Source organism: Citrobacter sp. S55_ASV_140 (assembly GCF_018919505.1).
Taxonomy (GTDB): Bacteria; Pseudomonadota; Gammaproteobacteria; order Enterobacterales; family Enterobacteriaceae; genus Citrobacter; species Citrobacter werkmanii.
Window position 1 is genome coordinate 1 of record NZ_JAHLQZ010000233.1, and the last position, 5454, is coordinate 5454.

6 protein-coding genes and 2 pseudogenes are annotated in these 5454 nt (G+C 48.1%); 4 read left to right on the forward strand and 4 right to left on the reverse strand.

Annotation, left to right across the window (positions count from 1 at the left end; all coding sequences use genetic code 11):
- Positions 1 to 113 (forward strand): annotated as a pseudogene (locus tag KQJ18_RS21160) (fluoroquinolone resistance protein); the annotation flags it as partial.
- A 95-nt stretch (positions 114 to 208) separates the two neighbouring features.
- Here KQJ18_RS21160 and KQJ18_RS21165 read toward each other — a convergent pair.
- From KQJ18_RS21165 to KQJ18_RS21180, 4 genes are all read right to left on the reverse strand, one after another.
- Entirely contained in the window at positions 209 to 1117 is a 909-nt protein-coding gene (locus tag KQJ18_RS21165; protein ID WP_087856133.1) for an SDR family oxidoreductase, read from the reverse strand.
- A gap of 176 nt (positions 1118 to 1293) precedes the next feature.
- Complete coding sequence (locus KQJ18_RS21170) at positions 1294 to 1809, reverse strand: 2-oxo-tetronate isomerase (protein ID WP_233593107.1); 516 nt, start codon at positions 1807 to 1809, stop codon at positions 1294 to 1296.
- Between the two features lie 10 nt (positions 1810 to 1819).
- Entirely contained in the window at positions 1820 to 2266 is a 447-nt protein-coding gene (locus KQJ18_RS21175; protein ID WP_038640925.1) for a YetF domain-containing protein, read from the reverse strand.
- A 9-nt stretch (positions 2267 to 2275) separates the two neighbouring features.
- Positions 2276 to 2779, reverse strand: a complete 504-nt coding sequence (locus tag KQJ18_RS21180; protein ID WP_216422668.1) for a hypothetical protein — start codon at positions 2777 to 2779, stop codon at positions 2276 to 2278.
- A gap of 131 nt (positions 2780 to 2910) precedes the next feature.
- Between KQJ18_RS21180 and KQJ18_RS21185 the strand changes: the two genes are divergently transcribed.
- The 3 genes and pseudogenes from KQJ18_RS21185 to KQJ18_RS21195 all read left to right on the forward strand — a co-directional run.
- The gene (locus KQJ18_RS21185) at positions 2911 to 3303 is read left to right on the forward strand and encodes a YdeI family stress tolerance OB fold protein (protein ID WP_087856130.1); all 393 of its coding nucleotides are present in this window, start codon (positions 2911 to 2913) and stop codon (positions 3301 to 3303) included.
- A gap of 329 nt (positions 3304 to 3632) precedes the next feature.
- Complete coding sequence (gene sapA / locus KQJ18_RS21190) at positions 3633 to 5276, forward strand: ABC transporter substrate-binding protein SapA (protein ID WP_038640931.1); 1644 nt, start codon at positions 3633 to 3635, stop codon at positions 5274 to 5276.
- Positions 5273 to 5454: pseudogene (locus tag KQJ18_RS21195) on the forward strand (peptide ABC transporter permease); the annotation flags it as partial. The gene sapA and the pseudogene KQJ18_RS21195, both read left to right, overlap by 4 nt.

Below are 5454 nucleotides of genomic sequence, written 5' to 3' on the forward strand. Positions count from 1 at the left end.
ATTCAGAACTGGGCGATCTCGATGTCCGGGGTGTTGATTTGCAAGGCGTCAAACTGGACAGCTACCAGGCATCGTTGATCCTGGAACGTCTTGGCATCGCTGTCATTGGTTAATATTCAGGGAGCGGTGCCTGCCGCCCCCTGCCCTTAAACAATATTGTCCGCGCTGGCTTTCCCCCGCGGACGTTTCGACTCAGCGAACATAGACGTCAGAGAGTTCCGGTCCCCCCGTCAGAACACCATACCTGACCGGATGTATAGCTGTTCTCTTCAGCCGCTAAAGTGACATACAGAGGGGCAATTTCTACCGGTTGGCCTGGCCGACCGAGCGGCGCATTTGCGCCAAATTTCTCAATTTTTTCCTGTGGTTGGCCGCCGCAACACTGCAATACCGTCCAGTAAGGTCCAGGCGCGACAGCATTCACACGGATCCCTTTGGGTGCCAGTTGCTTTGCCAGCGATTTAGTAAATGCCACTATCGCCGCCTTGGTCTGAGCATAATCAAGCAGGATCTCACTTGGCTCATAAGCCTGTACCGACGAGGTATTAATAATCACGCTGTCTCGTGAGAAATGAGGAACAGCCGCTTTGGTGATCCAAAACATGGCGTAGACATTGGTCTTGAATGTCGCATCAAACTCTTCTGTGGTGAGGTCTTCGATCGATTCGCAAAATTGCTGACGACCGGCGTTATTCACCAGAATATCCAACCCTCCCAGCGCTTCTACCGCCTGTTTTACCAGATGGTTACAGAAAGTTTCGTCACGAATATCACCGGGAATCGCCGCGACTTTTCTCCCTGCTTTTTTTATCAATTCGACAACCTCACGCGCATCGTCCTCTTCTTCAGGTAAATAATTAATCGCGACATCGGCGCCTTCGCGGGCATAAGCAATGGCAACAGCACGCCCAATACCTGAGTCACCTCCGGTAATTAATACCTTGCGACCATTTAACCTGCCGCTTCCCTGGTAGCTTTCTTCGCCATGATCGGGACGCGGTTGCATTTTTCCAGCCAGACCCGGAAAAGGTTGTTTTTGATGTGGAAAAGGCGGCTGCGGAAAACGTTCTGAATTAGTTTTATTGGTGGTCTGTTTTCCTTTATTTAGGTCAGTCATTCAATCACCTCTCATGAGTCATCATTCATCGCAAAGACTAATAAGCGTAGAACAAAATGAATGACATGACCTTTATAATTTACCCACAACTTAATTTTTGCCAAATATTAACCTGGTCCTTACGATGATAACTTCACATTGCGTTGAGATATTTACTCGGATAAGTCCTGGTTTATTTATTTGTTCTTCCAGGCTGAAACTTCTTCAACCAATACCGCCAGGCTAAAACGTACCGCCTTTTCTATAACGTCCTGGCAATCCCCGGAAAAATATTCCCGTTTTGTTATTATCCGCCCGCGGAAATTCCACGCAAACCACACCGTTCCTGCGGGAGTACCATCCTCCCCACCCTCCGGCCCCGCATATCCGCTAATGGCTATGCTGATGTCGGTTTCGGCTTGCTCACGTATTCCTACAGACATCTCACTGACCGTTTGCTCACTAACGGCGCTATATTTCTCCAGCGTACTGGCCCGCACGCCGAGCATTTTCTGCTTGGCGCGATCGCTAAAGGTTATAACGCCGATATCATAAAATTCTGCGGTATCCGCCTGTGCACAAAGCGCGGCGGCCAAGTTTCCTCCTGTACAAGATTCTGCGGTAGTCAACGTTAAACCGCGATCAATAAGCGTTTTTGCAACCCGTTTCGTCAGTTCATTGCGTGTTTTTGCGTCATTGTACTCCGTGTTCATTACCGCCTCGCTAATTCTCTTCAGGAATGACAGAAATATGTCCGTTACGTTCCAGAATGGCATACTTGATTTTACTGGATTCGGTAATCCCCTGATTTTGCCGCGCAGCGACTAATATATCGTCAAGAGAAACATCCACTTTCTTCATTTTATCCAATAAAGGGATCCCGTGATCAAGCAGGATAACCGGAGAGCCATCCAGTACAGATTCTGCCCCACCTACCTTTTTCTTAATGAAACCAAACAGAATATCAATAGTAACCAGTGTGACAATCGTGATCATGGCGCCGGTTAGCGAAAAATCATTACCCAATAAGGCTTGCTGAGTTGCTTCACTGATAATCAGTAATAAAATCAGATCGAAGCTGGTCATTTGTAACAATGCCCGGCGACCGGCTATTTTGAAAACCACCAGCAAAATAAGGTAAATGGCTAATGCCCGGAAGACCATCTCCATACCCACCTCCTAAGGATAAATAAATTGTCTGAAGCGGATTTCAGGTTCGCCATTTAGCTGGAGAAAACTCATTACACTTCCTGGCTTCACGGGCGTAACCTGCAGCCAGACAGTAAAATCCTGCGTTGCTTCAGAATCATTGTAGACAAGGTAAAGATCGTTACCCTTGCTGTACATGCTGTCTGGCTGCGGCCAAATATTTTCCATCTCATAAAATTTGTTGAAATCGCCGCCAATGCGCAACGTCATGTTCACAGAATCATGCTTCTGTCCGGAGATTTTAAATTGAAATTCCGTTTGCAAACGACCAAATTTTTCGAATTGTAACTCTGTTGTGTTTAAGGTGTTTTTTCTCGTTACCTCACTTAAATACCCGCCGGAAAACGCTCCCGCCGTAGCAAGTAAAACAATGCAGAGCAAACTGATAAAACCTATCTTGTGAAAGCCTGATTCAAAATTCAGAAAACGCTGACTCTCTTTCACTCCTTGCAAATGGGCTTTCTCTCTGTTCATTTCACCGCCTCGCTTATATCACACCAATCCTTTGTTTTATTGAAAAATTATCATTTGAGACTTATCCCACTCGCCAGATTAATAAATAGCAACCAAACTTAATAAGTCAAATCAATTTCTATGGAGGCTCTATGAAAATATCTTTCGCCCCCTTACTGTGTTGTTTTTTATTGCCATCAGCGTTTGCCGATGATAATGGTGGATTGAAAAAAGATACCGCCCCGCCACCTGCCCACGCACTGGATGAAGGATATCGCGGCACTGAAGATGCAAGAATCATGACCGTCCAACAAGCTAAAACTATGCATGACGGAGCGACTATCTCTTTACGGGGTAATCTCATTGAGGATCAAGGAGGAGATAAGTTTATCTTCCGTGACAAAACCGGCACGATCAATACGCTTATTCCGCTTGCCGTCTTTGATGGCCGAACGGTAAAACCCGATCAAATGATCAGGATTAACGGTAGCCTTGACGCTAAAATGCAACCGCCGGTGGTACGCGTTAATAAAATCCAGAAGTAATTCGACATACGGGAAGATATTCACTCTTCCCGCCTCATTCTTGTTTATTTTCCTCTGATTCTGCAGACATTCCTCCCACACAACAGACTCATTTTTCCCGTCAGACACCTCCCGCCATTGAATCCGGCGTTTAAGCGAGTCAGAGGTGCCATGAAAATGCTAAGATAGCTAATAGAGGATATGCAAAGTGGATAGCAGGTATGAATTTTGACCAACTGGCGATGTTGAATTCGCGGTTATCAACCCTGCAGCCCCCAAACACAAACGGTAATGGCAAATGTCATTAAGTATTAGTAAGATAGCTTCTTTATATATAACCCTTTAAAATTATGCGCCTGGTTTTATCATCTCTGATCGTGATGGCTGGACTTCTGAGTGGTCAGGCTGCAGCTGCGCCTGAGCAGGCCTCGTACGCTGATATTCGTGACAGTGGCTTTGTCTATTGCGTCAGCGGGCAGGTCAATACGTTCAATCCACAAAAAGCGAGCAGCGGTCTCATCGTAGACACATTAGCGGCCCAATTGTATGACCGACTGCTTGATGTCGATCCCTATACTTATCGCCTGGTGCCAGAACTGGCTGAAAGCTGGGAAGTATTGGATAACGGCGCAACCTACCGCTTCCATTTACGTCGCGATGTTCCGTTTCAAAAGACAGCCTGGTTCACGCCCACCCGCAAACTGAATGCGGACGATGTGGTATTTACCTTCGAGCGCATCTTTGATCGCCAACATCCGTGGCACAATATCAATGGCAGCAGTTTTCCCTATTTTGACAGCCTGCAGTTCGCCGATAACGTCCAAAGCGTGCGCAAGCTGGACAACAACACCGTTGAATTTCGCTTAAATCAACCCGACGCCTCCTTCTTGTGGCACCTTGCCACACATTATGCCTCGGTGATGTCGGCAGAATATGCTGCCAAATTAGCCAAACAGGATCGCCAGGAATTACTTGACCGACAGCCCGTCGGCACAGGTCCGTACCAACTTTCAGAAAATCGTGCAGGCCAATATATTCGCCTGCAACGGCATGAAAAATTCTGGCGAGGTACCCCCTTGATGCCCCAAGTCGTGGTGGATCTCGGCTCTGGCGGAACCGGCCGTTTATCGAAATTACTGACCGGCGAGTGCGACGTGCTGGCCTGGCCGGCTGCCAGCCAGCTCAGCATATTGCGTGATGATCCTCGACTGCGTTTGACGTTGCGTCCTGGGATGAATATCGCCTATCTGGCGTTCAACACGGATAAACCGCCGTTGAACAACCCTGCCGTACGACATGCGCTAGCGCTGGCCATTAACAACCAACGGTTAATGCAATCTATTTACTACGGTACGGCGGAAACCGCGGCATCTATTTTGCCTCGCGCCTCGTGGGCTTATGACAACGAAGCTAAAATTACTGAGTACAACCCGGCAAAATCGCGCGAGCAATTAAAAGCGCTGGGGCTGGAAAATCTCACGTTACAACTTTGGGTCCCCACCAGTTCTCAGGCCTGGAACCCCAGTCCGCTGAAAACCGCAGAGCTGATTCAGGCTGATATGGCTCAGGTGGGTGTGAAAGTGAAGATCATCCCGGTAGAAGGTCGTTTTCAGGAGGCGCGATTAATGGATATGAACCATGATCTGACGTTGTCCGGCTGGGCAACTGACAGTAACGATCCTGACAGCTTTTTCCGACCGATGCTCAGTTGTGCCGCCATTAACTCACAGACCAACTTTGCCCACTGGTGCAATCCGGAGTTTGACAGCATTTTGCGCAAAGCCCTCTCTTCGCAACAACTCTCCTCGCGAATTGATGCCTACGACGAAGCGCAAAATATTCTCGCGCGCGAGTTGCCGATCCTGCCGCTGGCCTCTTCGCTTCGTTTGCAGGCTTATCGCTATGACATCAAAGGGTTGGTGCTCAGCCCGTTCGGCAACGCTTCTTTTGCTGGGGTTTCCAGGGAAAAGGCTGACGAGGTGAAAAAACCATGATTATCTTCACCCTGCGCCGTTTTTTATTACTGCTGGTCACCCTGTTCTTCCTGACTTTTATTGGGTTCAGCCTGAGTTACTTCACACCTCATGCGCCGTTACAGGGCGCATCGCTGTGGAACGCCTGGGTATTCTGGTTCAATGGCCTGATTCACTGGGATTTTGGTGTGTCCAGTAT